The 21,029-nt window shown below is 61.5% G+C and carries 20 protein-coding genes and 1 pseudogene; 5 read left to right on the forward strand and 16 right to left on the reverse strand.

Annotation, left to right across the window (positions count from 1 at the left end; translation table 11 throughout):
* Window positions 1-116: 116 nt before the first annotated feature.
* Together ACD590_RS06350 and ACD590_RS06355 are read left to right on the forward strand one after the other, a co-directional pair.
* Complete coding sequence (locus ACD590_RS06350) at window positions 117-1,607, forward strand: leucyl aminopeptidase (RefSeq protein WP_018241458.1); 1,491 nt, start codon at window positions 117-119, stop codon at window positions 1,605-1,607.
* Complete coding sequence (locus tag ACD590_RS06355) at window positions 1,607-2,056, forward strand: DNA polymerase III subunit chi (protein WP_018241459.1); 450 nt, start codon at window positions 1,607-1,609, stop codon at window positions 2,054-2,056. The genes ACD590_RS06350 and ACD590_RS06355 overlap by 1 nt, the downstream gene beginning before the upstream one ends.
* Window positions 2,057-2,141: 85 nt before the next feature.
* Here the strand turns inward: ACD590_RS06355 and ACD590_RS06360 are convergent, their stop codons facing one another.
* The 13 genes and pseudogenes from ACD590_RS06360 to ACD590_RS06420 all read right to left on the reverse strand — a co-directional run bounded on the left by ACD590_RS06360 (window position 2,142) and on the right by ACD590_RS06420 (window position 16,933).
* A complete protein-coding gene (locus tag ACD590_RS06360; RefSeq protein WP_439002322.1) occupies window positions 2,142-2,645 on the reverse strand; it encodes a hypothetical protein in 504 nt (167 codons plus the stop codon).
* Window positions 2,646-2,717: 72 nt separating this feature from the next.
* A complete protein-coding gene (locus ACD590_RS06365) occupies window positions 2,718-3,644 on the reverse strand; it encodes a Gfo/Idh/MocA family protein (RefSeq protein ID WP_018241461.1) in 927 nt (308 codons plus the stop codon).
* A 98-nt stretch (window positions 3,645-3,742) separates the two neighbouring features.
* Window positions 3,743-5,785: a prolyl oligopeptidase family serine peptidase gene (locus tag ACD590_RS06370; RefSeq protein WP_439002323.1), complete on the reverse strand. Its 2,043-nt coding sequence runs from the start codon at window positions 5,783-5,785 to the stop codon at window positions 3,743-3,745.
* A 54-nt stretch (window positions 5,786-5,839) separates the two neighbouring features.
* Window positions 5,840-7,144 carry an LLM class flavin-dependent oxidoreductase gene (locus ACD590_RS06375; RefSeq protein ID WP_026188343.1) on the reverse strand — a complete coding sequence of 435 codons (1,305 nt, stop codon included), beginning with the start codon at window positions 7,142-7,144 and terminating at the stop codon, window positions 5,840-5,842.
* 14 nt (window positions 7,145-7,158) lie between these two features.
* Window positions 7,159-8,517, reverse strand: a complete 1,359-nt coding sequence (locus tag ACD590_RS06380; RefSeq protein ID WP_439002324.1) for an MmgE/PrpD family protein — start codon at window positions 8,515-8,517, stop codon at window positions 7,159-7,161.
* Window positions 8,518-8,526: 9 nt separating this feature from the next.
* A complete protein-coding gene (locus tag ACD590_RS06385; protein WP_026188345.1) occupies window positions 8,527-9,309 on the reverse strand; it encodes an amino acid ABC transporter ATP-binding protein in 783 nt (260 codons plus the stop codon).
* A gap of 11 nt (window positions 9,310-9,320) precedes the next feature.
* A complete protein-coding gene (locus tag ACD590_RS06390; protein ID WP_018241467.1) occupies window positions 9,321-10,103 on the reverse strand; it encodes an amino acid ABC transporter permease in 783 nt (260 codons plus the stop codon).
* A complete protein-coding gene (locus ACD590_RS06395; RefSeq protein WP_439002325.1) occupies window positions 10,100-10,846 on the reverse strand; it encodes an amino acid ABC transporter permease in 747 nt (248 codons plus the stop codon). The genes ACD590_RS06390 and ACD590_RS06395 overlap by 4 nt, the downstream gene beginning before the upstream one ends.
* A 24-nt stretch (window positions 10,847-10,870) precedes the next feature.
* Window positions 10,871-11,701 carry a transporter substrate-binding domain-containing protein gene (locus tag ACD590_RS06400; RefSeq protein WP_018241469.1) on the reverse strand — a complete coding sequence of 277 codons (831 nt, stop codon included), beginning with the start codon at window positions 11,699-11,701 and terminating at the stop codon, window positions 10,871-10,873.
* Between the two features lie 469 nt (window positions 11,702-12,170).
* Window positions 12,171-13,016: pseudogene (locus ACD590_RS06405) on the reverse strand (polysaccharide deacetylase family protein).
* Between the two features lie 128 nt (window positions 13,017-13,144).
* On the reverse strand, window positions 13,145-15,028 hold the full coding sequence (locus ACD590_RS06410; RefSeq protein WP_439002326.1) for an ABC-F family ATP-binding cassette domain-containing protein: 1,884 nt from the start codon (window positions 15,026-15,028) through the stop codon (window positions 13,145-13,147).
* Window positions 15,029-15,163: 135 nt separating this feature from the next.
* A complete protein-coding gene (locus tag ACD590_RS06415) occupies window positions 15,164-16,213 on the reverse strand; it encodes a GGDEF domain-containing protein (protein ID WP_026188346.1) in 1,050 nt (349 codons plus the stop codon).
* 210 nt (window positions 16,214-16,423) lie between these two features.
* Window positions 16,424-16,933, reverse strand: coding sequence for a DinB family protein (locus tag ACD590_RS06420; RefSeq protein ID WP_018241473.1), 510 nt, complete (start codon window positions 16,931-16,933; stop codon window positions 16,424-16,426).
* 139 nt (window positions 16,934-17,072) lie between these two features.
* On the opposite strand from ACD590_RS06420, the gene ACD590_RS06425 reads away from it, so the two are divergent.
* Both ACD590_RS06425 and ndk read left to right on the forward strand, forming a co-directional pair.
* Window positions 17,073-17,762: a glutathione S-transferase family protein gene (locus tag ACD590_RS06425; protein WP_439002327.1), complete on the forward strand. Its 690-nt coding sequence runs from the start codon at window positions 17,073-17,075 to the stop codon at window positions 17,760-17,762.
* A gap of 81 nt (window positions 17,763-17,843) precedes the next feature.
* Window positions 17,844-18,266: a nucleoside-diphosphate kinase gene (ndk, locus tag ACD590_RS06430; protein WP_003547097.1), complete on the forward strand. Its 423-nt coding sequence runs from the start codon at window positions 17,844-17,846 to the stop codon at window positions 18,264-18,266.
* Between the two features lie 84 nt (window positions 18,267-18,350).
* On the opposite strand, the gene ACD590_RS06435 is transcribed toward ndk, so the two are convergent.
* On the reverse strand, window positions 18,351-18,854 hold the full coding sequence (locus ACD590_RS06435) for a hypothetical protein (RefSeq protein ID WP_018241475.1): 504 nt from the start codon (window positions 18,852-18,854) through the stop codon (window positions 18,351-18,353).
* Entirely contained in the window at window positions 18,851-19,396 is a 546-nt protein-coding gene (locus ACD590_RS06440; protein WP_439002328.1) for a CGNR zinc finger domain-containing protein, read from the reverse strand. Before ACD590_RS06440 ends, ACD590_RS06435 begins: the two co-directional genes overlap by 4 nt.
* Window positions 19,397-19,461: 65 nt before the next feature.
* Here ACD590_RS06440 and ACD590_RS06445 point away from each other — a divergent pair, with 65 nt between their 5' ends.
* Window positions 19,462-20,358 (forward strand): branched-chain amino acid ABC transporter permease, encoded by an 897-nt coding sequence (locus ACD590_RS06445; protein ID WP_018241477.1) that lies wholly within the window; start codon window positions 19,462-19,464, stop codon window positions 20,356-20,358.
* A gap of 102 nt (window positions 20,359-20,460) precedes the next feature.
* On the opposite strand, the gene ACD590_RS06450 is transcribed toward ACD590_RS06445, so the two are convergent.
* A complete protein-coding gene (locus ACD590_RS06450) occupies window positions 20,461-20,922 on the reverse strand; it encodes a molybdenum cofactor biosynthesis protein MoaE (RefSeq protein ID WP_130652145.1) in 462 nt (153 codons plus the stop codon).
* Between the last annotated feature and the right edge of the window lie 107 nt (window positions 20,923-21,029).

Here is a 21,029-nt window from a genome sequence, read left to right on the forward strand (position 1 = left end):
ATGAGGGCCGTGATGGCCGCGGGCGACCATAACAATTGTCGCAAGGCATTGACAGACCCGCTAAACGCGAAATTATCCGCCAGGGACGGATTTCAAAGAATCCCAGCGGAGAAGACATGTCAGTAAAGATGGAAATTTCATTCTCGAAGTCGGCAAAGCTCAGTGGCGGCCTGGCGATCCTGTTGAAGACTGCGGAGGCCGACAGCGCTGCCGGTGCCGAAACAGTCGACCCGGCAGGCGTGATCGCCAAGGCTGCCAGGATCGCCCGATTCTCCGCGAAATCCATGGGCGCGCTCGATATTGTCGCCCCCGAAGGTGCGCCCGTCGACCGCATCGTTGTTATCGGGCTTGGCAAGGTCGCCGAACTCACCGCCCATGACTGGCTGAAGGCCGGCGGTGCCGCAGCATCGAGAATCAAGAATACCGATAAGGCCGCTGTCTTCATCGACGTGCCCGGGCTCGAGACGAGCGCGCGGGCAGCCGCCGATTTCGCGCTGGGCATGCTGCTGCGCGCCTATAGCTTCGATACCTACAAGACAAAGAAGGGCGACGAGGAGGAAAAACCGGCGAAATCCGTCAAGGTGACGATCGTCACCGCCGATCCGGGTGGTGCCAAGAAGGCGTTTTCCGATTCCGAAGCGATCGCCGGTGGCGTCAATCTTGCCCGTGACCTCGTCAACGAACCACCGAACGTGCTCGGCCCCGTCGAGTTCGCCGCCAAGGCGAAGGAACTGGAAAAGCTCGGCGTCGAAGTGGAAATCCTGACGGAGCGGGAGATGCGCCGTCTTGGGATGGGCGCTCTTCTCGGCGTCGCCCAGGGCTCCGTGCGCCCGCCGCGCCTGGCGGTCATGCAGTGGAAGGGCGGCAAGGGCAAGGATCGTCCCGTCGCCTTCATCGGCAAGGGTGTCGTCTTCGATACCGGCGGCATTTCGATCAAGCCGGCCGCCGGCATGGAGGACATGAAGGGCGATATGGGCGGTGCGGCAGCCGTCACCGGCCTCATGCATGTGCTCGCCTCCCGCAAGGCCGCTGTCAACGCGGTCGGCATCATCGGCCTGGTCGAGAACATGCCTGACGGTAACGCCCAGCGTCCAGGCGACATCGTCACGTCGATGTCCGGCCAGACGATCGAGGTGATCAACACCGATGCCGAGGGTCGCCTCGTGCTTTGCGATGCGCTCTGGTACTGCAACGACCGCTTCAAGCCGCAGTTCATGATCAATCTCGCCACGCTGACCGGGGCGATCGTCGTGGCGCTCGGCAATGTGCATGCCGGCTTGTTCTCCAATGACGACCAGCTTTCCGCCCAACTGACGGCAGCCGGCCTTTCGAGCAATGAGAAGCTTTGGCGCATGCCGCTCGGCAGGGACTACGACAAGCTGATCGACAGCAAGTTCGCCGATATGAAAAACACCGGCGGGCGACAGGCGGGCTCGATCACGGCGGCGCATTTCCTCAAGCGCTTCGTGCAGGAGACGCCTTGGGCGCATCTCGATATTGCCGGCACGGCGATGGGCTCGCCGCAGGACGAGATCAACCAGTCCTGGGGTTCCGGCTTCGGCGTGCGCCTGCTCGACGAGCTCGTTCGCGCCCATTATGAATCCTGATGACCGACGTTCTCTTCTATCATCTGACCGAAACCAGGCTGGAGGACGCGCTTCCGCCGCTCATCGACAAAAGCGTCGAGCGCGGCTGGCGCGTTGCCGTCCAGACACGCGAGCCGGCGCGGCGTGATGCTCTCGATCAGCATCTTTGGACTTTCCGCGAGGAGAGCTTCCTGCCGCACGGCACCGACGAGGCGGATTTTGCCGAAAGCCAGCCGGTGCTTTTGACGGTGACATCAGACAATGCCAATGCGGCGACCGTGCGTTTCATCGTCGACGGCGCCGAGCCGCCGCCGGCCGATGCCTATGAGCGAATCGTCTTCATGTTCGACGGTCACGACCAGGTGCAGCTGGAAGCCGCCCGTGCGCAATGGAAGAAGCTGAAGGGCGAGGGGCATAACCTCACCTATTGGCAGCAGACGTCAGAGGGGCGGTGGGAGAAAAAGGCCTGAGCGGTTTACCGCGACACGACGCTGTAACACTTTGAATTGTTGCATGAAGTCGTCCAACTTCCCTCTCACCGGCCGATGGAAGCCGTTACCCGTTCAACCCTTTGTCCTCGTCGAGGTTCGTCAGGATGTTGAGGGGGACGATCCCTCCCGCACCTTCCGACGGATTGAGCGCCTCCACTGCCAAAACCCGCTTTCCGCTCGGACTGACGAAAGCGAATGCCCACGCGCTGTCGGCAAAAGGGCTGACCGGCATTTCCGCCCAGCCGGCTTGATGGACAAGGCGTTCGGCATAATAAGCCTTGATGCTCTGCGGGTTGGTGGTGCTGTCGAGATTGCGCGCCAGGATACGCACGGATTTCTCTCCGAACCGCCCTTCCAGTTGGTCCAGCACCTTTTTGGTGGCCTGCCAATCCTGGGCCTGGGTCGCCGATCCGAAGGAATATTCCTCGGATCGGGAAACGCCCGGTGCATCAGGAGGCATGACGACCTGTTCGCCCGAACATGCTGCAAGGCCGAGAAGCGGCACCGCAAGGATGCCAATCTTCAACACGCGGAAAAATCGGCCCATGCGGCGGATTTTGTTGCTCATGAGCGGCTGCCCCCGAACATTATTGCCATAGGCCGGCAAATCTTGCCGGTTTCTATGACGTTATTACGACCCTCAGTCGTGGAACGCGTCGACGAATTTCCGCTTGCCGAGCATGAAGGCGTCGGCGACGTGGCGTAGCGGCGCGAGGTCGACATCCGATTTGCCGGCCTTGATGATTTCGGCGAAGCGACGGTAGAGCGAGGGATATTCCTGCTCCGGCTCGGCGAATCTCAGCGCGCCGTCGATCAGAAGCTTGGCGCCGCCCTCGGCGAGCACCATCTGGCCGGCTGCCGTCTCCGCGACGATGTCCCAGCTTTGCTTGCCGGTCTGAAGCCAGTCGAATTCGGCGTGAACCGGCAGGCCGTCGGCATTGCGGAAGTGAATGTCGGCCGCGATCGGCGCATCGCGATTCTCGGGAAATTCGAGCACGGCCTCGGTGATGAAGATCGGCCGCGGCAGGATATGGGTGACGATCGACAGCGCATTGATGCCGGGATCGAAAACGCCGAGGCCGCCGGCCTGCCAGATCCATTCCTGGTTCGGATGCCAGTGGCGGACATCCTCCTTCCAGATCACATGCACGCTTTTGATCGTTGTCGAGGCAAGAAACGCCTTGGCGGCCTCGACGCCCGGCGCATAGCGCGAATGCCAGCTGGCAAAGAGCGACGCCCCCTGCTTGCTCGCCAGTGCTTCGAGATCGGCCACTTCGCTCAGCGTGGCGCCGGGCGGCTTTTCCAGGAAGACGTGCTTGCCGGCGACGAGCGCCTTATAGGCTGCCTCGTAGCGGTATTGCGGCGGCATGCAGAGCGAAACGGCATCGATCGAGGGCTCGGCGTCGAGCATCGCTTCGATCGTCGTATAGCTCTTGACGCCTTCGACCGTGCCGTGGCGGCTTGCCGTGGCGACGAGCGCGAAATCCGGGTTCTTGGCGATGGAGGGAAGGTGCTGGTCGCGGACGATCTTGCCGACGCCGACGATGGCGAGATTGATAGGAGACATGGTGTTTCGCTCGAGCCTGTATGAAAAGTATGATTATTGACGCGTTTGTATCAGAAAGAGGCGTGCCGACAAGCTCTCCTCCTCCATTCTATGACATCCTATCGCATGATAGTTTGGCGAAGGAAGCTGTAACCCATCGCTGCGCGGGCGGCGCGCTCTTCGGAGTTGCCGTCGCCGCCATGCCCGCCGGAGCCGAATTCATGGAAGAGCGGCCGGTGTCCTTCTTCCTCCAGCCGCGCGGCAAAGCGGCGCGCATGCGAGGGATGCACACGGTCGTCATTGGCTGAGCTTTCGACATAGATCGGCGGATAGGTGACCTCGGTCGCCGGCCTGACATTGTGAAGCGGCGAATAGCCGAGCATGAAATCCCGGTCCACCGGCGTCTCCGGGTCGCCGTATTCGTCCATCCAGGCTTGCCCTGCGCTGAACAGGTGGAAACGTGTCATATCGAGGACCGGCACCTGGCACCAGACAGCGCCGAAATCATTGGGATAGCGCGTCAGCATCACGCCGGTCAGCAGACCGCCATTGCTGCCGCCCTGGCAGGCGATCCGCGACGCCACGGTATAGCCGCGGGCGACGAGATCGCGGGCGATGGCGACGAAATCGGCAAACGCCCGGTCTCGCCCCTGCCGCTTGGCGCTGCGATACCAGTCGGGCCCGAATTCGCCGCCGCCGCGGATATAGGCCTGCACATAGGCGCCGCCTTGCTCCAGCCAGCGTCCTGTTACGCCGGAATAGTTCGGCGATAGCGAAACATCAAAGCCGCCATAGCCGTAAAGCAGTACCGGCAGCGCGCCCTTGGTCCACTGCTTCGGCAGGACCAGCCGGTAGGCAACCTTCGTTCCGTCCTCGGAAACAGCCTCCAGCAGTTCGGATGACATATCGGTCGCATCGAAATAGCTCGGCGCTGTGGCGACGAAAATCGGTTCGGCCTGCTTGCCGCGATCCGACAGCTCGAGGCGGTAACAGGCCGGAGGCTGCAGGAAGCCCTGGCCGACGATGTAGAGCGTATCGTCGCCAAGATGCAGATCCGCATGGAGCGGCCTGAAATGAGCCGTCTGCATGTCCGCCGGCAGTGCGATTTCGCGCTGCTCGGCGTCGGGCCTCGTCAGGTCCAGCACCACGAGACGCGGACGCAGCCGATCGGAGATGAGGAAGACGCACCACTCGCGCATCAGCATCATCTGCGAGACCGACTGGCCCTCGCCAGGCTGAAACAGGATCCGCTCCGGCCCAAGCAAAGCTGTCTCCGAGCGGGGATCGAAGCGCTGCAGCACGAGGCTGCCGGTCGCAACGCGCTCATCGGTCTTTGCCCGCCAAAGGCAATGATCATGATTGAACTGGAAATCGGCTTCCTTAGGCAGATCGATGCGCCGCTGCGTCCCGTCGTTGGCGATCAGGAAAGCGCTGGCGACGCCGATCTCGTGGGCGGCGACGAAAATGTCGATCAATCCATGATCCGCCGAAGCGCCTGATAGAGCAGGGTCGATGATGAGATTGAAGCCGTAGACGTCCTCATCTGCTGCTTCGAACATGACGGCAGGCTCTTCCGGTCGCTGACCGCGCTTCAATCGCCGCCCGACCCGTGGCCATCCGGAGCGGGTCGCCGAAAATCGGTCGATGGAACCGAAATAGCAGATTTCGTCGCGGCTCAGCCAAGTGGCATGCGATCGTGCAGCCGGCGTATCGAAGCCGCCCTCGACAACCTGTTTCCGCCCGGCGTCGAATTCGAGCAGCCGGAGAAGGTCGGAGCCGCCGTCCGAAAGTGTGAGCAGTACCCGTGTCGGTTCCCATGGGCAGGTGACGGCGCCGCGCCAGTTCCAGCGCTTGCCTTCGCGCACGCAGAAGGCATCGAGATCGAAGACTGGTTCCCAGCCGGCATCGGGCAAGGGCTGCTGATCCGCGGGCAGGCGGAGCCAGACGCCGAGCGGATTATCCTTGCTCTGCCGGAAATCGAACAGCCACCCGCCTCGGCGCATCGGGACAATCAGCCTGTCCTGCCGTTCGATCAATGCTTTTATCGCATCGCGATCCCTAGCGAATTCCGGTGTTCTCAGTGCCTTGTCGGAAAGCCCGTTATGTTCGTCGATGAATTGGCGGGTACGCGGATCATCGTCCGTTTCGAGATGAAGGTTCATGTTCGACCTGCCTGATTCCATTGACGTGATGTATCTAGCCAATATTTCGCACAGTTAGGGCGAAAATAGTGCCGGCCGCACAAGGCCGAGATGCTCGCGCAGTGTCGAGCCATCATATTGGGTGCGGAACAGGCCGCGTTCCTGCAGGATTGGCACGACCATCTGCGTGAAGTCTTCGAGCCCTTCGGGAAAAAACGGCGGCATGACGTTGAAGCCGTCGGCGGCGCGGCTTTCAAACCATTGCTGCATCCGGTCGGCGATCTCGACCGGCGTGCCAAGCACGATATGGTGGCCGCGGCCGGCGGCAACGCGCAGCGCCAACTGACGGATGGTCAGGTTCTCGCGCCTTGCAAGCGCGGTCAGCAATTCGGCACGGCTGCGCAACTGGTCGGAGATCGGAAGGTCCGGCAGAGGGCCATCGACATCGTAATCGGCAAGGCTGTGGCCGATGCGTTCTTCCAGAAGCGGCATGGCGCTTTTGATGTCAGTCCACTTGTCGAGTTCTGCAAGCTTGTCCGCGGCTTCCCTGGCGGTGCGGCCGATCACCGGCAGGAAGCCCGGCATGATGGCGACCTCGTCCGGCTGACGTCCGAAGCGCGCGACGCGCTCCTTGACGCTCTTGTAGAAGGCCTGCGCCTCTTCGAGGCTCTGCTGCGCGGTGAACACCACGTCGGCGGTGCGGGCGGCAAGATCCTGGCCGGGGCCGGATGAGCCGGCCTGGATCAGGATCGGATGGCCCTGCGGTGCGCGCGGAATGTTCAGCGGCCCCTTGACTGAGAAATACTTGCCCTTGTGATCGAGCACATGGAGCTTGGCAGGGTCGGCATAGACGCCGCTCTGCTTGTCCTTGACGAAGGCGTCGTCATCCCAGCTGTCCCACAGTCCGCGCACGACGTCGACGAATTCCTCGGCCACGGCGTAACGCTCATCGTGCTCCGGGTGCGCCTTGGAGAAATTGTTCGCCGTGCGGGCATAGGATGTCGTGACCACGTTCCAGGCGGCCCGGCCGTGGCTCAAGTGGTCAATCGAGGCGAAGGCGCGGGCAGTGTGATAGGGCTCCCCATAGGTCGTGGATGCGGTTGCCGCGAGGCCGATCTTGTCTGTCACCACGGCGAGCGCCGAAAGCAGCGTCAAAGGCTCGAAACGCGCGATCGTCGAGGGATGAGCATCGATGCCGCTGGTCAATCCGTCGGCCAGAAAGACCATGTCGAATTTCGCTGCTTCGGCGATCTGGGACACGCGTCTCAGCAAGTCGAAATTCTCGCTTCCCGCCTCGGCGTGAGGATGACGCCAGCCGGATACGTGGTGGCCGGCCCCTTGCAGAAACAGGCCCAGGTGGATTTCTCTTTTGCGAGTCATGACAATATCCTTCGTCATTCTGGATTTTGGGCGGCATCCTGGTTGAGCAGCGCCAGAAGTTGGCGAAGGTCGGCCGTGCTGCTCATTGTCCGGACGAGCGACGGGACATCCGCGAAGGCGGGATTGCGCGCAGTTGCGTCGCGAAATTTTTCGGCCGGATCGCTCAGCCCCGGCAGGCCGTCGAAGCGGCGCTGTATCGCGCTGCCGTCGCGAAGCACGATATCGACGATCACGAAGCGGGTGCGTGGATCGCTCGACATGCGCGGCGCAGTCTCGTCGTGGCGGCGGCCGGCGCGCCGGGCAAGGTCCATCAGGCGCGGCAAGACAGGCCGCTCGTCGAAATGGTCGAGCCGCAGAGCCCCGTCGATGAGGGCGGCGGCGAACACGTATTCGGGACTGAAGCGCGCCTCGATCCCATTGTCGGGCTTGCTCACCACCAGGGCGGCATCGGCGCCGGGCGGGTAGGTGACGGTGATATGCTCGATCGCATCAGCCTCCAGACCTTCCCGGTTGAGGCCGATGCCGAGAGACGCGACCGGATGGCTGGCGGCGCAGCAGGGATAGGCCTTCAGCGTCAGCCCGGGCGTCACGATCTGCCATGGCGAACCCCAGTTCTCGGTCACGGCGGACGGGCGTTCCGCGCCGAAGGCATAGACCGAATGGAAGCCGACCGGATTGTCGAGGAAATCCGGCGCGCCGCCGAAACCCGCAGCGGCCATCCTCGCCGACAGGAGCCCGGATCGCGCCGCCATGCCAGCGTGGAAAGGTTTGGCGTCCGTACCGAACTGCAGCCGCAAGCCGGACGATTGCGTTGCCGCAAGGCCCAGCGCGACGGCGGTCTCGTCGATGGAGGCACGGGTCAGATGGGCGATTGCCGCCGCCGTGCCGATCGTCCCGAGCGTCGCCGTGGCATGGAAACCGTTCTCGTAGTGCTTTGAGCCGAGCGACAACCCCAGCCGCGCCATGGCTTCGAGCCCGACGATATAGGAGGCGATCAGCGCATCTGCGGAAAATTCGCGCTCGGCGGCGAACGCCAGCAGGGCCGGGATGATCACGGTCGTCGGATGGCCGCGCACGCTTGCATGCACGTCGTCATAATCGAGCACATGGCCGGCATGACCGTTGACGAGCGCCGCGACCAGCGGATCGGTTCGGCGCGAGCTGCCGAGCAGGATCGCTTCGCCCGCCAGATTGGCACCGACGGTATCTGCCAGAATGCCGGTCGTGCGGTCGCCGGCGCCTGCGATCGCACAGGCGAGAAAATCGATGATCGCCGTGCGCGCCGCGTCCAATGCCACGGGATCTTTCGATGGATCCGAGGAGATGATCGCCTGGGCAAATGCCGAAGTCAGGGGCGCGAATGTGCTCGTCATGAAAAAATCCTAGATGCCTTCGCGCACTGGCCCGCGCCCACTGGCGAGCCCGCCGACGAATTGGCGGATACGGGGATTGTCGAAGGTGTGGAAAATCTGTTCAGGCGAGCCTTGGTCGACGATGCGGCCGTTCTCGGTAAAGACGACGATGTCGCTGATCTCCTCGGCGAACCGCATTTCGTGGGTCACAAGGATGCTGGTCATGCCGTCGCGGATGAGGTCGCGGATCACCCACAGCACTTCGCCCACTGTCTCGGGGTCAAGCGCCGAGGTGACTTCGTCGAACAGCACCAGTTCCGGCTTCATCGCCAGCGCGCGGGCGATCGCGACGCGCTGCTGCTGACCACCGGAAAGCTGGCCGGGATAGGCGCCGGCTTTTTCCGAAAGCCTGACCTTGTCGAGCAGTTCGCGTGCGAGTTTTTCCGCTTCGCGCCGCTCGACGCCGAGGATGCGGGTCGGGGCCAGCACGATATTGTCCAGCACGCTCAGGTGCGGAAAGAGATTGTACTGCTGGAAGACGATGCCGATACGCTTGCGCAGCGCGATGCGTTCGCTCTCCTTGGCCAGTTGATCGACGCGGGTGCCGTCGACCGTGATGCGGCCGCGCTGCGGCGCCACCAATGCGTTGATGCAGCGCAGGATCGTCGACTTTCCCGAACCGGACGGGCCGATAATGGAAACCGCATTGCCCTTGTTGACGGTGAGGTCTATGCCCTTCAGCACCTCCGTCTGGCCGAAGGACAGGTGCACGTCTTCCAGTCGCACGATCGTTTCGTCGGTTTTTGCGTTCATCATTCAAATCCTCAGGCCGTCTTGAAGCGCCGCTCGAGGCGTCGGGTCAGGCGGGCGATCGGGTAGCAAAGCGTGAAGAAGGCGGCCATCACCACGATATAGGCGATGATCGTGAAATCGAGGCGGCGCACGGATGTGCTGGCATCGGTTGCCGCATGCAATAGTTCGTGCACGCCAACCAGCGAGGCGAGCGACGTGCCCATGGTGATGGAGGCCAATATGTTCATCCATGGCGGCAGCGAGCGCCGCAGGCATTGCGGCAGTATGATCCAGCGCAGGGCCTGGCCGCGCGAAAAACCGAGCCCCTTTGCCGCTTCCCATTGCGTGGTCGGGATCGAAAGGATGGCGCCGCGGGTGATCTCGGCCACATAGGCGCTGGCCGGTATGGCAAGGCCGATCACCGCCTTCATCCAATCCGGGAAGGGCAGATAGTTGCCGGCCACCACGATTTCGAAGGGAAAGATGTAAGTCGTCGCGAAGATCAGCACGAGATGCGGGGCATTGCGGAAGACTTGCACATAGGCGACGACCGGGTAGCGCACCAGCTTGAAGGGAACCAGTTCCAGTATGCCGAACACCGCTCCGACGGTCGTTCCAAGCGTCATCGCGCACAGGCTGATGACGACGTTCATCATGAAGCCCGAGCCGAGATAGGGAAGCCACGTCACCAGTTCGCGCCCCAGCGTCAGGTCGGCCAGCGACCAGAGGACGATAACAAGCGGGAGTGCCGTAAAGCCGATATTGCGCAGCAGGCGACCACTCCTGCGCTGCTCGGAAAGTACCGCAGTCGTCATAGGCCATACCCCGGAATGGCGAGCTTGCGCTCCACCCACAGGCCGATGCGGGCAACGGCAAGGTTGATGATGCTGAAGAACAGCAGGATGACGATCATCAGTGACACCACGTTGTCGCGCTGCGTCCAGACCATGATCGAGGCATAGGTAATCTCGCTGACTGCAATCGCATTACCCACCGTCGTCAACTTCACGAGATTGATGAGATTGTTGACGATCGCGGGCAGCGATGCCCTCAATGCCAGGGGAACTTCGACGTAACGGAGGATCTGCAGCGTGCTGAAGCCGATGCCGCGCGCCGCTTCCACCGTGGCCGACGGCACCGCCTCGATACCTGCGCGGATCGCCTCGGCATGCAAGGCGGCGATGTGCAGTCCGACCACCGCCACCACCCAAAAGAAGGGTGTCAGCGGATTGTTCTGCGTCCCGCCGACCAGGTTCGATACGAATGTATTGAGAACGAGGAAGCTGAACATCAACTGTACCAGCGTCGGCGTGTTTCGGGTGATTTCCACGAAAGCGTGGACCGGCGTCGATAGCCAGGGCTTGCCGGATGTCAGGCAGGCGGCAAACAGCAGCCCGGCAATCAGGCTGACGGGAATCAAGAGGGCAATCAGAAAGAGCGTGGTGATGAAACCATCACGCCATATCTGCGCCTCGTACCCCGTCGCCAGGAACTCGTAGTTAAGGCCAAGCCTGTTCGTCAGGTTGACGAACAGGCTGGTCATGCTGGTGTCCTGCATGTCGATCCGCCAGTGTAACCTGTCTTACTTGCCAGCCGACAGGGTCTTGCGCTCTTGTTCGAGATAGTCGGTATTGCGGAGCCGGTTCGCCTTCGCAAATTCCAGGAGCTTTTCTGACGTATGGAGCTGCCGGATCGACTTATCGAGTGCCTCGGCCGTCTCCTTTTCGCCTTTTCGCACCCAGATCACCGAGTCGGAAGGGAGCAGTTCGGTCGGGAAGAGAATAGTGTAGTCCTTCCACTCCTCTGGCCGGTCCTCCAGCAGAAGGCCGACGGTTGCGCCGACATGGACGGCGGCGACACAATTGCCGCCCTGCAGCGCCAGCAGCGATTCCGGCTGGCTCGGCAAGCCCTTTACCTCGGCGCCGTATTGTTCGATGAGCGGCTGCGTGAAGTTCGACCCTTGCGAAACGCAGACCGGCTTTCCCTTGAGATCTGCCCAGTCCTTCAGGCCGCTGTCCTTGCGTCCGACGGCAGCACCGCCGCTGCGATCATACGGCGTCGCCACCCAATCAAGAACTTTGGCGCGGTCCTCGGTATATTGCATGTTCGCAATCAGGATATCGACCTTGCCCTGCTGGAGAAATTGCACCCGGTTCGGGGGCGTGACGGTGACTGTTTCCAGCTTGACGCCAAGATCGTCCGAGAGCGCTTTTGCAATATCGAGATTGTATCCCTTCTGCGTTTGCGATGTGGGATCGATATAGCCGAAGGGCGCCCCCGAGAGGATGACGCCAACGGTAAGGGTGCCGCGGGCTTTGATGCGGTCGAGCGTGGCATCCGCGGATGCCTGCGTTGCCGCCAGCAAGGCAATCGACATGGCGAGGAGCGCCTTCGGGAGAAATTTGCGTGACATGTTTGAGCTCCGTCTTGGGAAGGTAGAAGGACCGGTTCAGGTCCCCGAGCAGTTGCAGCACTCTTTGGCTCGACTGCTATGGCGTGGATGTGCACCACTTTGAGGTGAAGCCGAAAAGGCTGGTGATGAGATGGACGTCGGCTTCCCGCGCAATATTGGTCATGCTTCTCCGCGCTGATAGAAAAGGACGCTGACCGCATCGCTTTCCTGCGCGAATCGGCAACTGGACGGCTTTGAAAGGCATAGGGAACCGATGAGAGAGAGAAGGAACGTTCTGTCTCAGAGAAAATCATCATTGTGATGGATTATGTAGATTTTATTTTCTGAAATTGGCGCGTTCGTTGAAAAATCTTGTGCACGAGAGGGTTGCTGATCGGCAACCTTCCCGCCCGGTAATGGCATCAAAAATCGGATTTTGCTCGGCCGAACTCCGGCCGTCTTGCGGCTAATCCCGACTGGGCAACCCGCTTTAGCGGATCGTCACGAAATCGGCCGAGGCGAGGACGTTGTTCGGCGCCGGCGTCTTCTTGAATTTCAGCGTCACCACCTTGTAGCCTTCGGTTTCGAGTTTCGAGAGCAGGGTTGGTAGCATCGTCGCCGTGCGTTTGTGGATGTCATGCATCAGGATGATGCCGCGGCCGCGCTTGTGCAAGAGGTTCATTGTCCGCTGCGTTATGGAGACCGGCGTCGTGGTGAAGTAGTCCTTGCTGTCGATATCGACATCCATGACCACCATGTCGCGCATGGCGACCGCGGCGCGCAGCCTGTGGCTCTCGGCAAGATAAGGGAAGCGGAAGAAGGAGACATCGGTTCCGGTCGCCTTGGTCACCGCCAATTCGCCCTTGATCACCTCGGCCATCGCCGCGTCGAAACTCAGCGAAGCGAGGTTGGCGTGGTCATAAGTGTGGCTGCCGATCGTGTTGCCGTCCTGGGCGACCTTGCGGGCGAGCGCCGGATGCATCTCGGCCATCTCGCCGACCATCATGAAGGCGCCCTTGACGCCGAACTGGTCGAGGATTGCCAGCACCTTATCGGTCCGGCCGGGGATCGGGCCATCGTCGAAGCTGAGGATCACTTCCTTGTCCTGGAGCTTGAGATCGGCGAGCGAGGAGACCTCCAGCGTTCATCCGGCCAGATGGTGCCAGCCGGTTAGGCGCGGCGTCGCATCGTCGCCGGCATAGGCAAGTTTCCGCTCTTCGGGCGCGATCACCGAGGAGGTCTTGATCGATGTGTCAGGAGCGGATTGTCTGGTGGTGCTGCAGGCGGAGAGGGCGGCCGTGAGGGCCATGCAGGACAGAACGAAAAGACGATACATGGAAAGGGCTCAACAAATCGGTAACGAATGTTGAGACAACCTTTCGGATTATGGTTAACGATCGGTTGATAATGGCCCAAATTGCGTTGATGCGCGGCACTTCGCCACGCATTCGATGAGACCTGTGGCTATCCCGCCATCGCTTCTTCGTATTCGGCCGACAGCATCAGCCAGTCTTCCTCGGCGGCAGCCAGTTTTGCAGCAGCTTCGCCGCGCTGTTTTGCCTTCTCGGCGGCTTTAGCGGGCGTCTTCTCGTAAAGGACCGGATCCGCAAGTTCCGCGTCAAGCGCCTGAATCTGTTTCTCCAGCTTCGCCGTCAAGGATTCGATTTCGTTGATCTTTTTCTTAAGTGGCGTCAGTGAGGCGCGACGTTCGGCATTGAGCTTGCGCTGGTCGGCCTTCGATGTCGCGTCTTCAGTTAGCTGCGGCTTTTCTTCTTTTTTTTTACCGGATGTGACGATGAGGTCGCGGTACTCGTCCATATCGCCTTCGAAGGTCGTCACCGTACCGCCATTGACCAGCCACAGCCGATCGACCGTCGCCTCGATCAGATGGCGATCGTGCGAGATCAGGATGACGGCGCCTTCATAGTCGTTCAGCGCCTCGATCAGCGCGCGGCGGCTGTCGATGTCGAGGTGGTTGGTCGGCTCGTCGAGGATCAGCAGGTTCGGCGCATTGAAGGCGGCGAGCCCCATCAGCAGGCGGGCTTTTTCGCCGCCGGAAAGATCCTTGGCGGCCGTCGCCATCTTTTCGGTCGCAAGCCCCATCTGGGCGACGCGGGCGCGCACCTTGGCTTCCGGCGCACCCGGCATCAGCCGGCGCACATGCTCCACCGGCGATTGCTCGGGGATGAGGTCGTCGAGTTGGTGCTGCGCGAAGAAGCCGATCTTCAGGCTCGGCGCGATCTTCACTTCACCGCTCTCCGGCGCGAGCCGGCCGGAGATGAATTTGGCGAAGGTCGATTTGCCGTTGCCGTTCGAGCCGAGCAGGGCGATCCGGTCGTCATTGTCGATACGAAGATTGAGGTTCTTCAGGATCGGATTGCCGGGCTCATAGCCGACGGCGCCACTCTGGATCGCGACGATCGGCGAAGCCGGCTGCTTTTCCGGCTCGGGAAAAGTGATCGGCTGCACATGGTCCTCGATCACCGCAGCGACCGTTCCCATCCGCTCGAGCGCCTTGACACGCGATTGTGCCTGTCGGGCCTTGGAAGCCTTGGCCTTGAAGCGATCGATGAAGCCCTGCAGATGTTTGCGTGCCGCGTCGTTCTTGGCCTTGGCCTTCGTCTGCAATTCGTCGGCTTCCGCCTTCTGCCGCTCGAACTGGTCGTATCCGCCGCGATAGAAGGTAAGCTTCTTCTGGTCGAGATGGACGATCGCATTGACCGCATTGTTCAAGAGGTCGCGATCATGGCTGATGATGATGACGGTGTGCGGATAGCGCCTGACATAGTCTTCCAGCCACAGCGTGCCTTCGAGGTCGAGATAGTTGGTCGGCTCGTCGAGCAGAAGCAGATCCGGCTCGGAAAACAGCACGGCGGCAAGGGCGACGCGCATGCGCCAGCCGCCGGAGAAGGAGGAGGCGGGGCGGGCTTGCGCTGCCTTGTCGAAGCCGAGGCCGGCAAGAATACTCGCCGCGCGCGCTTCGGCCGAATGCGCGTCGATATCGACAAGGCGCATCTGGATTTCGGCGATGCGGTGCGGGTCGGTCGCGGTTTCCGCCTCGGCAACGAGGGCGGTGCGTTCCCTGTCCGCGGCAAGCACGATCTCGATCAGAGCGTCCTCAGTCGCCGGTGCTTCCTGCGCCACCTGGCCGATGCGTGCGGCCTTCGGGATCGACACCGATCCGCTCTCCGAGCCGAGATCGCCGGTGATGACGCGAAAAAGCGTGGACTTGCCGGCGCCGTTGCGCCCGACGAGCCCTGCCTTCGTACCTGAAGGCAGCGAAACGCTGGCATTGTCGAGAAGCAGGCGCCCTGCGATGCGGGCGGAAATGTCGGTGAGCGTGATCATGGCCGGCGTTTTGGCCGAAAGCGCTCGCCAAGGCAAGAGCGCTTATCCCGCGCCAAGCTTGCTTGTGCGCTGACAAGCCTGCTTATCCCGGGGACAAGCCTGCTTGTCCCACCGCAAGCGCGCTCGTCCGCCGCCTCAGCGGCCGAAAGTCTGCACCGGCAGTCGGGGGTTCGATTGCGCGGCGAGAAGCGCCACCCGGGCATTGGCCTGTAACTGTCCTGGCGTTGCCGCATCTGTGCTGAGCGCCACGCCGATCGAGATGGTGAGCCTGCCGGGATCGGCCTTGTCGGATGTCGCAAAGACCAGATTGTCCTCGACGGAGGAGCGCAGGCGTTCAGCGATCGTCATTGCATCCTGCATGCCGACATTGGAAAACAAGAGGGCGAATTCGTCAGCCTCGGTGCGGGCAACGAAATCGTTCTTCTTGATCGACTTTTGGAGGAGGCCGGCGAGTTTCTTCAGGAGCTTGTTGCCTGCCTGGGTGCCGTATTTGTTGTTGAGATCGGTGAAATTGTCGATGTCGACCATGATCAGCGCGCTGCCGGCGGCACCTTCTTCCCGCTCGTAGAGGTCGGCGATCATCCGGTTCAGTGCGATGCGGTTCGGAAGCCCGGTAATCCTGTCGGCGATCGCGGCCGACTGCATAGCCGAAATACCGCGCTCCAGCGTTTCCAGCGTCTTGATATCGTCCTGCAGCTTCGCGCCGATTTCCATCTCCGCTGCAAGAACGGTCGAAAGCGAAGCCGTGAGGTAGTCGACCTCGCCGAGGAAAGCGGCAAGGCTCTGGTCGTCATGGCCGGAAACGGATTTCAGGATCGTGCCGCAGGCGCGCGCAAAGGCGTTCTTGTGTTTCAGCCCTTCGGCAAGTCTTTCCGCCACGTCGCGCAACATCCGGCTCGCTTCGTTGCGTGATGTCTCGCCCGCCAGCCCGCAATGGCTGACGAGGCGGTATTTCAGGCCGAGTTCGTCGAGCATCGGCTGCTGCGGCTGCGGCCCGAGTGCCGCGATATCCTGCGCAAGGCCGGCATTGAGCCCGATGATCGCCTCGTGAAAGAGTTCGTAATTACGCGGTAGTGCCGCGACGTTCAGGCGCGCCATGTGCTGGGCGATCTTCTGAATATCCGCCATCGGCGTCGGGCGCACAGCCTCGCGCGGCACCAGTGCGTTTGCGCTTGCATTCTGCATGACGATCCCTCGCGGCCCGGCCTCATCTCTCACATCCGCTATGCCCGCAAGCTTTTAAGAGAGGCTGAATTTTCAACGGCGAAGCCCTGGATTGGCGGCAGAACCGGCGAAGGCGGTTAATTCAGTCTTGATGGCCGGAACATGATGCCGAAAAGTGTGAGCGGTTTTCCGGATGACATCATGCTCTCACTCTTTAATTTGGAACGGGCCTCACATCCACTCGCGGCCCTCGCTGCGCAGGAAGTAGATGAGATCAAGCATGAGGCTCGGCCTGCCGAGCGCCGTCAGCGTCATATGGCACTGGCCGCGATGATGGGTTTGGTGGTTGAAGAAATGCGCGAGCGCTGCCGACAGAGGCTGGGTGATCTCGACCGGCTGTACCACCGTTACATAGGTGAAGTTGGCGGCGAGGGTTCTATCGTCCAGCATGCCTGTCCAGGCAATGATCCGCTCGTCCTCTGCTTTGCGTGCGGCGGCAAGAGCATCCAGTTCTCCGAAGAGCACGGCATCGAGTGTCGTCGGCGCTTCGCCGGTGCCGGTGAAGCGCTTCATCCATATCCGGTCGGCGACGAGCAGGTGATTGAGCGTGCGATGAAGCGAGCCGAAGAAAGCGCCGCGGTCGCTGCGGAATTCCGCATCGCTGAGTTCGGCGGCAGCCGCATAGACTTGCGTGTTGGCCCAGCGATTATAGGCGGCGAACATCCTGTAATGTCTGAGCATTCAGTCCCTCCCGGATTGGTCGCGGCAGTCTAGCCCGTTTTCCCGGAAATCGCAGTGATGCGCCCATGAAATTTCCTGATTTGATCGCAGCCGCTTTCTGTCGTGGAATGGATCGAGCTGCGATCTCGAAAGGACTGTTATGACCAGAGCCCTCTATTCCCTCTGTGGCGCCGACGAGCGGCGCTTCTTTTCGCCCCATTGCTGGAAGGCGGTGATGGCGCTGGCGCATAAGGGGCTCGATTTCGAGGAGATTCCGACGACCTATGCCCGCATCCGCGCGATCGGCGGCGGCGTCTCGTCGATTGTGCCCGTTCTCGACGATAACGGCCGGCTGATCCCCGACAGTTTCGACATCGCCCTTTATCTGGAGGAAACCTATCCTGAGCGGCCGTCACTGTTCAACGGCGAGGGCGGCAAGGCGCTATCGCGAATGGTGGAAGGCTATTCGCAGATGATCATCCATCCGGCGATCATGCGCATCGCCCTTCTCGATATCCATGCGAACCTCGACGAGGAAGACAAGGCCTATTTCCGTCAAAGCCGAGAGGCTCGGCTCGGCAAGCCGTTGGAAGTGGTTGCCGCCGACAGCGAGGCGGAGAAAGCAGCCTTCGGCGCCAAGCTGGAGCCGCTGTGGCACATGCTGAAGTTCCAGCCCTTCATCGGCGGGCAGACACCGCTCTTTGCCGACTATATCGTCTTCGGCGCGCTGCAATGGCTGCGTGTCTCCGCCGGTCTCGCCATGCTGGCCGCCAACGATCCCGTCACGCTTTGGTTCGAACGCTGCCTCGATCTTCACCAAAGCCGCGGCAGGACTGTGACAGCGGCGTGAAATTGCCGCCTACCTCTTGTTTTCGGGCGTTGGGGCGGGTAAAGACCGCCCACTTTTCCCGAGAAAACAGAGGATTTGACTATGGCGATTGAACGCACCTTCTCGATGATCAAGCCGGACGCAACGAAGCGCAACCTGACGGGCGCCATCACCAAGATGCTCGAAGATGCCGGCCTGCGTGTCGTCGCTTCCAAGCGCGTCTGGATGAGCCGTCGCGAAGCCGAAGGCTTCTACGCCGTTCACAAGGATCGTCCATTCTTCGGCGAACTGGTCGAAGGCATGACCTCCGGCCCGACTATCGTTCAGGTGCTCGAAGGCGAAGGCGCGATCCTCAAGAACCGCGAAATCATGGGCGCGACCAACCCGGCAAACGCTGACGAAGGCACGATCCGCAAGGTTCACGCTCTGTCGATCGGCGAAAACTCGGTTCACGGTTCGGATGCTCCTGAAACGGCCGCCCAGGAAATCAAGTACTGGTTCTCCGATACCGAAATCGTCGGCTGAGGCTGCGCTTCGGCATTCGCCGGCAATGCCTTGAATTGACTCTCGAAAGCCGGGGCCTTGCTCCGGCTTTTTCTATGCACTTCTCTATGCCGGGCATTTGTCGGTGTTCGAGAAATCGACGCTGCCGTCAGGCTTGAAGACCTCCGGGTTCTTTTCATAAAGCGCGCCGAGGACGAGCGGCTTGCTCGGCAGGACGGTCTGGTCGAGGTCGGACCGGAACTGCGTCTTCAATTCCTGCAGCACCTTGCCGTCCTTGTCGACCAGCCGGACACTCACGGAATAGGGGCGGTCCTTGCGCACGCAGTGCAGTTTTTCGCTCTGCAGCGCGATCTTGTCGTCGATCGGGTAGATTTTCTGGTTCAGCACCAGCGGATCGCCGCCTTCAGGATTTTCGAATTCGGCGATGATGACAGAACCGTCGGGGATAGGCCCTGTCTTCTTCAGCGTCAGCAGATAGGTGGCGCTGGCCACCCGATAGTTGAAGACGAAGAGATGGCCGGTGACCTCGACCAGGTTTTCAGCCTGGCGTTGACAGCCGGCAAGCAGAAGGCCGGCTGCTGCCACCGTTACGATCATATATTTCCTCATGGCGTCTCCTCCTTCTTGCGGCGATAGTGACGGTTCGCCTTGGCGCGGTTGCCGCAGACCGCCATGTCGCACCAGGCTCGGCTCCTGTTCTTGCTGCGGTCGATGAACAGCCAGCCGCAATTGCCGCAGATCTTCATGCGTTGGGGATCAGGCATGGCGATCAGCCGCAGCGCCGAATGGGCGGTCGCCGCGGCCACGCTGCCAGGGCTTGCTTCGCGCAACACCTTCGCCAGCGCCTCCAGCAGGCTGGCCAGCAATTGGTCGTCGCCGCCATTCAGTATACGCTTGCGGAAATAGAGGTCGATTGCTTCCCGCAGCGCGATGAAATCCGCCTCGTTTTCCCTAGCCACCGGCGCGATGTCGCCGAAGAGGGCGCGCTCGGCGCAGAATTCGGCAGCGGCGCGCGGAAAGCTCCGCATCTGGTCCCTGTCCGCGAAGCGGTCGATCCGCCGCATTGCATCGTGGCGCAGAACCACGCTGTTGACGACATCGAGCGCCAGCGCGCCGCCGGCAAAGCGGTGAGGGGTCCAGGAAAAGCTCATCATGAAATTATAACTAGCGAAATAGGTTTTACCAGTTATAATTTTGGTGACGCGGAGTGTCTGGAATGGCCTATCTTCTGCAGCAACTGGCGAATGCGGTTCCGCTCGCTGCTCTCTATGCCGCGCTCGCCTTCGGTTATGCCGTAGCCTTCGGTGTGACGAAGCGGGCTGACATCACCTATGGGGCGATCTTCGCCTTCGCGGGCCAGATCCTGCTGCTCTTCAGCGAACTCGCCTATGTCAGGTTTTGGCTGGTGCTGCCGGCGGCACTTGCCGTCGGTGCCTGCGCTTCCATCGTCTATTCGCTGGCGGCGGGCCTATGGATCGGCCGTTCGATCATGCTGCCGCTGGTCAATAAATCGCCGAATACGGTCATCGTCGCTGCCCTCGGCATCATGATCGTGCTGATGGAGACCGCCCGGCTTGCCGCCAATACCCGCGCCATCTGGCTGCCGCCATTTCTGAACGAAACGGTCGTCTTCTGGAGCGACGGCCTGTTCAAAGTGACGCTCACCCATATCCAGCTGATCAACACGGCGCTGATGTGCGCCATTGTCGCTGTGGGTACGCTGATCCTCAGGCGCACGGGCTGGGGCCGCATCTGGCGCGCCGTCACTGATGATCCGCTGGCCGCCGAGCTCTGCGGCACCAGCGCCGACCGCGTCTTCCTCGTCGCCTATGCGGCCGCCGCCCTCGTCGCCACTATCTGCGGCATCCTCGCCACCTTCTATTACGGCTCGATGGATTTCGGCGCCGGCCTGATGTTCGGGCTGAAGGTGCTGCTGATCGCAGCTGTCGGCGGCTATTCCGATCCATTGCGCTCGGCAGGCGGCGCCGCCGGGCTTGCCGTCGTCGAAACCATGTGGGGCGCCTACGGCCCCTTCGTCTGGCGGGATCTCGTCATCTTCTCGCTGCTCGTCCTGCTCTTGGTCATGAGCCGCAGGGAGCGCGTGGTTCTCTGAAGCAATTCCAGTAAAAGTGCGCAGCGGTTTTGCGTCTGGAATTGCGTGAAACAAAAAGGTGGAGCATTTCCGTCACTCGGATAAATCAGGAAATGCGCTAATTTACTTCCACTTGTCGCGCGCCGCGTCGTCGGCGTCTTTCGCCGCGACCCAGTCGCCGGTGGCGCCATCCCTAGCGTGCTCCTTCTTCCAGAAGGGGGCTGCAGTCTTCAGGAAATCCATGACGAAATTGGCGCCGTCGAACGCCGCCTGCCGATGCGGTGCGGTTGCGACGACGAGCACGATATTCTCGCCGGCGGCGATCCTCCCGTAACGGTGGATGGCGGTGAGGCCGAGAAGTCCGAAACGCGCGATGGCAAGATCGCCGATGCGCCGCATCTCTGCTTCGGCCATGCCGGGATAATGCTCGAGTTCGAGGGCTGCAAGCGTGCCGCCTTCATCGCGGCAGAGGCCGGAAAAGGTGACGACGGCGCCGATGCCGGATTTGCCTTTGGAAAGCAGATCGACCTCGGCCTGCAGGTCGAAGTCTTCGCGCTGGACGCGGATGGTGGGAGTGACGGTCACAGCGAAATCCTCCGCTGCTTTGATGTTGCTGCAAAGAATGCCGAAAGGCTGTGCCGCGGAAGCCCCCCTCTGCCCTGCCGGGCATCTCCCCCACAGGTGGGGAGATC

Source organism: Rhizobium sp. 862_C5_N1_2 (assembly GCF_051811205.1).
In the GTDB taxonomy this organism is placed as follows: domain Bacteria; phylum Pseudomonadota; class Alphaproteobacteria; order Rhizobiales; family Rhizobiaceae; genus Rhizobium; species Rhizobium leguminosarum.

What these genes read in the sequence shown, in the direction of transcription:
- ACD590_RS06350 (WP_018241458.1), top strand. Translation starts at nt 117, where the DNA reads ATGTCAGTAAAGATGGAAATTTCATTCTCGAAGTCGGCAAAGCTCAGT.
- ACD590_RS06355 (WP_018241459.1), top strand. Translation starts at nt 1,607, where the DNA reads ATGACCGACGTTCTCTTCTATCATCTGACCGAAACCAGGCTGGAGGAC.
- ACD590_RS06360 (WP_439002322.1), bottom strand. Translation starts at nt 2,645, where the DNA reads ATGAGCAACAAAATCCGCCGCATGGGCCGATTTTTCCGCGTGTTGAAG.
- ACD590_RS06365 (WP_018241461.1), bottom strand. Translation starts at nt 3,644, where the DNA reads ATGTCTCCTATCAATCTCGCCATCGTCGGCGTCGGCAAGATCGTCCGC.
- ACD590_RS06370 (WP_439002323.1), bottom strand. Translation starts at nt 5,785, where the DNA reads ATGAACCTTCATCTCGAAACGGACGATGATCCGCGTACCCGCCAATTC.
- ACD590_RS06375 (WP_026188343.1), bottom strand. Translation starts at nt 7,144, where the DNA reads ATGACTCGCAAAAGAGAAATCCACCTGGGCCTGTTTCTGCAAGGGGCC.
- ACD590_RS06380 (WP_439002324.1), bottom strand. Translation starts at nt 8,517, where the DNA reads ATGACGAGCACATTCGCGCCCCTGACTTCGGCATTTGCCCAGGCGATC.
- ACD590_RS06385 (WP_026188345.1), bottom strand. Translation starts at nt 9,309, where the DNA reads ATGAACGCAAAAACCGACGAAACGATCGTGCGACTGGAAGACGTGCAC.
- ACD590_RS06390 (WP_018241467.1), bottom strand. Translation starts at nt 10,103, where the DNA reads ATGACGACTGCGGTACTTTCCGAGCAGCGCAGGAGTGGTCGCCTGCTG.
- ACD590_RS06395 (WP_439002325.1), bottom strand. Translation starts at nt 10,846, where the DNA reads ATGCAGGACACCAGCATGACCAGCCTGTTCGTCAACCTGACGAACAGG.
- ACD590_RS06400 (WP_018241469.1), bottom strand. Translation starts at nt 11,701, where the DNA reads ATGTCACGCAAATTTCTCCCGAAGGCGCTCCTCGCCATGTCGATTGCC.
- ACD590_RS06410 (WP_439002326.1), bottom strand. Translation starts at nt 15,028, where the DNA reads ATGATCACGCTCACCGACATTTCCGCCCGCATCGCAGGGCGCCTGCTT.
- ACD590_RS06415 (WP_026188346.1), bottom strand. Translation starts at nt 16,213, where the DNA reads ATGCAGAATGCAAGCGCAAACGCACTGGTGCCGCGCGAGGCTGTGCGC.
- ACD590_RS06420 (WP_018241473.1), bottom strand. Translation starts at nt 16,933, where the DNA reads ATGCTCAGACATTACAGGATGTTCGCCGCCTATAATCGCTGGGCCAAC.
- ACD590_RS06425 (WP_439002327.1), top strand. Translation starts at nt 17,073, where the DNA reads ATGACCAGAGCCCTCTATTCCCTCTGTGGCGCCGACGAGCGGCGCTTC.
- ndk (WP_003547097.1), top strand. Translation starts at nt 17,844, where the DNA reads ATGGCGATTGAACGCACCTTCTCGATGATCAAGCCGGACGCAACGAAG.
- ACD590_RS06435 (WP_018241475.1), bottom strand. Translation starts at nt 18,854, where the DNA reads ATGAGGAAATATATGATCGTAACGGTGGCAGCAGCCGGCCTTCTGCTT.
- ACD590_RS06440 (WP_439002328.1), bottom strand. Translation starts at nt 19,396, where the DNA reads ATGAGCTTTTCCTGGACCCCTCACCGCTTTGCCGGCGGCGCGCTGGCG.
- ACD590_RS06445 (WP_018241477.1), top strand. Translation starts at nt 19,462, where the DNA reads ATGGCCTATCTTCTGCAGCAACTGGCGAATGCGGTTCCGCTCGCTGCT.